At 65.2% G+C, this 3607-nt stretch carries 4 protein-coding genes; 2 read left to right on the top strand and 2 right to left on the bottom strand.

Annotated features, from left to right (window positions below):
* Positions 1 to 250 precede the first annotated feature (250 nt).
* Positions 251 to 1159: a J domain-containing protein gene (locus Q0996_RS00965; RefSeq protein ID WP_299615068.1), complete on the bottom strand. Its 909-nt coding sequence runs from the start codon at positions 1157 to 1159 to the stop codon at positions 251 to 253.
* Positions 1160 to 1309: 150 nt separating this feature from the next.
* On the bottom strand, positions 1310 to 1783 hold the full coding sequence (locus Q0996_RS00960) for an RT0821/Lpp0805 family surface protein (protein WP_299615066.1): 474 nt from the start codon (positions 1781 to 1783) through the stop codon (positions 1310 to 1312).
* A 220-nt stretch (positions 1784 to 2003) separates the two neighbouring features.
* Here Q0996_RS00960 and pdxH point away from each other — a divergent pair, with 220 nt between their 5' ends.
* Both pdxH and Q0996_RS00950 read left to right on the top strand, forming a co-directional pair.
* Positions 2004 to 2612, top strand: a complete 609-nt coding sequence (gene pdxH / locus Q0996_RS00955) for a pyridoxamine 5'-phosphate oxidase (RefSeq protein WP_299615064.1) — start codon at positions 2004 to 2006, stop codon at positions 2610 to 2612.
* Positions 2609 to 3529 (top strand): cation diffusion facilitator family transporter, encoded by a 921-nt coding sequence (locus Q0996_RS00950; protein ID WP_299615062.1) that lies wholly within the window; start codon positions 2609 to 2611, stop codon positions 3527 to 3529. Before pdxH ends, Q0996_RS00950 begins: the two co-directional genes overlap by 4 nt.
* Positions 3530 to 3607: the final 78 nt, after the last annotated feature.

Below are 3607 nucleotides of genomic sequence, written 5' to 3'. Positions count from 1 at the left end.
GATCGCTCCTATCTTTCCTGGTTTGCCGACCTAAAAGATAGCCGATCCCGTCGCCGCCAACCCACATAGCATCTTGTTCCGGCAATCCATCGCGGTCCGAGTCCCGCTCTTTCCATGGACCCTCGGGACGAGCCCGAGGGTGACGATCTCGGTGGGGATGACGTTGGCAAGCCATTGAAACCAAACCATTCAGTTCGAACCAGACTCTTGGGCCGAGGCGGAGTTGCCAGTCAGGGGCGCCGCCCTTCGCTTAGGTCATGCCCGCCTTGCGCCGCGGGTCGTAGCCGTGAGACTGGCTCCAGTTCTTCACGAAGTCCTGCAACTCCTGATCCGGCCGGTCCGGCAGCATGACCCGAAGCTTCACGTACTGGTCGCCCACCTCGGCGCTGTCCTTCGCCTGGATGCCCTTGCCCTTCAGGCGCAGAGTGGTCCCGGAGTTCGACCCGGCAGGGATCTTCATCGAGACGTTGCCGTGCACCGTGGGCACCGTGATGGTGGCCCCCAGCAGCGCTTCCTGCAGGGTGACCGGCAGCTCCACATGGACGTTGGTGCCCTTGCGCTCGAAAAAGGGGTGGGGCTGGATCTGCACCTCCACCAGCGCGTCGCCCGGCGGGCCGCCGCCGACCCCCGGCATGCCCTGGCCCTTCAGTCTCAGGCTCTGGCCGTCTTCGGTGCCGGCGGGAATCTGGACGTCGAGCGTTTTGCTGTCGGCCAGCTTGATGCGTTTTTTGGCACCCTGCGCGGCCTCCAGAAAGGAGATTGGGACGGTGTAGGAGATGTTGGCGCCCGGGCGGCGCACCCGCCGGGTCTTGGCCCCAAAGAGGTCGGCGAAAATGTCGTCGGCGCTGACGTTCTCGCCGAAATCGAAGGGATTGTACTTGGCGCCGCGCCGGGTGCCGGCGTGGTTCCGGTAGAAGCCGCCCTTCCAGGGCGTTTCCTGCCCGCTGGCGTCGATCTCACCGCGGTCGAAGCGCTTGCGCTTCTCGGTATCGCCCAGAATGCTGTAAGCCTGGGAGATCTCCTTGAATCGCTGCTCGACCGCCGCATTGCCCGGATTGATGTCGGGGTGCAGTTCCTTGGCCAGCTTGCGGTAGGCGCGCTTGATCTCCTCCTGAGAGGCGCCGCGCTCGACGTTCAAGAGCTTATAGGGATCTTGCATACGCCGGTCTCAGCGCAGGAAGGGACGGACAGCGACAGGGAACATGCGGCAAGGATAGCCTCTTCGTCCCTGCGACCCAAGGCGCTCTCTCACACCCGCAGGGAAAGGGGACTGCCGGCCAAGCCCCCGGAGCCCCGCTGGGCTCCGGCGCTATTGGATTTCCCAGGCCCCGTCCGGCTGCCGGCAGGCGACGCCATAGGCCTCCTCTTGCTGGCCGCCGATGGTGACGGTCTGTTGGAACTCGCGGCAGTAGGCGCCGGTCGAAGAGGTTCCCTCGCGGGTCGGGGTGACCGAACCGCTGTTGCCGGTGTTCGGATTGCTCCAGGTGATCTCCTCGCCGACCGGCGCGGTTGTCGCTCTGTTATAGGCCTGCTGCGCCTTCTGGCGGTCGACCTCGTCCATGGTGCGCCCGATTTCGCTGCCGATGAAGGCGCCGAGCAGGGCGCCGGCCGCCGTGGCCGCAAGCTGGCCCGAACCGCTGCCGAACTGGGCGCCGAAGAGCCCGCCGGCGGCGCCACCCGCCAGAGTGCCGATGGTCTGTTTGGTGCCACCGAGGCTGCTGTTCTCGCAGGCGGCGGTGGTCAGGGCGATTGCCGCCGCGGCAATGACGACTTTGAGCTTCATGAAATACCTCTCTTCGAGAAGGGCCCCGTTCAGGCGTGAAGCGGGGCCCGAAATTCTTTGCATGGCGGTATAGCGGTACTACGCGATAAACGCCAAGATCATCCCCAATTATGACATCGGCCCGGAAATCTGCGCGATCAAGCGGTTTTCGCGCTTTTTCTAGGCTATATCGCCGCTATATGGTGGAAATAAGGCAACAATCCAGCGCCAGGGCCAGCCGATGACCGCGTCAATTCAGATTCGGGCGGATATTCCTGCCGATCCCTTTGAGATCTTTGACGTCTGGCTGCGCGAGGCCGAGGCGGCCGAGCCCAACGACCCCAACGCCCTGTCTCTCGCCACCGTGGGTGAGGACGGCATGCCGTCCGCCCGCATGGTCCTGCTCAAAGGCCACGACGCGCGCGGCTTCGTCTTCTACACCAACTACGAGAGCCGCAAGGGCGAACAGCTTCTCGCCCATCCCAAGGCCGCCATGCTGTTCCACTGGAAAAGCCTGCGCCGCCAGGTGCGCATCGAGGGTGAGGTGGAACAGGTCAGTGCCGAGGAAGCCGACGACTATTTCGCCTCCCGGCCCAAGCAGAGCCAGATCGGCGCCTGGGCCAGCGAGCAGTCGCGGCCCCTGAAGGGCCGCTTCGAACTGGAGAAGCGGGTGGCGCTCTTCGGCGCCCGCTATGCCGTCGGCCAGGTGCCCCGCCCGCCGCACTGGTCCGGGTTTCGCGTCATACCACGCCTGATCGAATTCTGGCAGGACGGCGCCTTTCGCCTGCACGACCGTCTGGTCTACACGCGCAGCGAAGGAGGCTGGACGACGGAGCGGCTGTTTCCATGACGGCGGCCTCTGAGCGGGTCAGCGGGCCGGAGGCCGCCAGGCTGCTGCGGCTTGTGACCACCGCCTCCGTGGCGACCGCCTGTTTGCTGATCGTCGTCAAGTTCGTCGCCTTCCTGGTCACCGACTCGGTGAGCATTCTTTCGACCCTGATCGACTCGCTGCTCGATGCGGCCGCGTCGATCATCAACCTGGTGGCGGTGCGGCATGCGCTGGTCCCGGCCGACCGCGAGCACCGCTTCGGTCACGGCAAGGCCGAGCCGCTGGCCGCCCTGGGACAGGCCGCCTTCATCACCGGTTCGGCCATCTTCCTGATGATCGAGGCCAGCCAGCGGTTCATCACGCCGCGCAGCGTCGAGCATGGCGAAATCGGGATCGCCGTCATGGTCTTTTCCATTGCGGCGACCTTGGTGCTGGTGGCGCTGCAGCGCTACGTGATCCGGCGCACCGGCTCGCTCGCGATCCAGGCCGATTCGCTGCACTACGTCGGCGATCTGCTGGTCAACACGGCGGTCATCGTGGCGCTGCTGGTGACCCTGCAGTTCGGCTGGCTCTATGCCGATCCGCTGATCGGCGTCGCCATTGCGCTCTACATCGTCTACAACGCCAAGCAGATCGCCGCCGGCGCGCTCGACATGCTCATGGACCGCGAACTGCCGGACGAGGAGCGGCAGCGCATCCGTGAGGTGGCCCTGGCCCATGCCTCGGTCATCGGCCTGCACGACCTGCGCACCCGCGCCTCGGGCCGGCAGATCTTCATCCAGGCGCATATCGAGATGGACGGTGAACTGAGCCTTCTGCAGGCCCATGAGATCGCCGACGAGGTGGAAGCGGATCTGCAGAAGGCGTTTCCCGATGCGGAGATCATCCTCCATCAGGACCCCTACGGGATCGAGGAGGACCGGGCGCACTTTGGCTAGAGTGTCTTCGACTGACGTCGAATTCGGTTCCGGCCCGCTCCCCCTCCCGACCACCCAGCGCCAGTATCCTATGGGTGG

This window comes from Pelagibius sp. (genome assembly GCF_028289705.1).
Taxonomy (GTDB): Bacteria; Pseudomonadota; Alphaproteobacteria; order Kiloniellales; family Kiloniellaceae; genus Pelagibius.
This window is presented reverse-complemented; position numbering and strand designations above follow the sequence as displayed.

Excerpts from the sequence above, each read along its gene's own strand:
- pdxH (WP_299615064.1), top strand. The coding sequence starts at position 2,004 with ATGACCGCGTCAATTCAGATTCGGGCGGATATTCCTGCCGATCCCTTT.
- Q0996_RS00965 (WP_299615068.1), bottom strand. The coding sequence starts at position 1,159 with ATGCAAGATCCCTATAAGCTCTTGAACGTCGAGCGCGGCGCCTCTCAG.
- Q0996_RS00960 (WP_299615066.1), bottom strand. The coding sequence starts at position 1,783 with ATGAAGCTCAAAGTCGTCATTGCCGCGGCGGCAATCGCCCTGACCACC.
- Q0996_RS00950 (WP_299615062.1), top strand. The coding sequence starts at position 2,609 with ATGACGGCGGCCTCTGAGCGGGTCAGCGGGCCGGAGGCCGCCAGGCTG.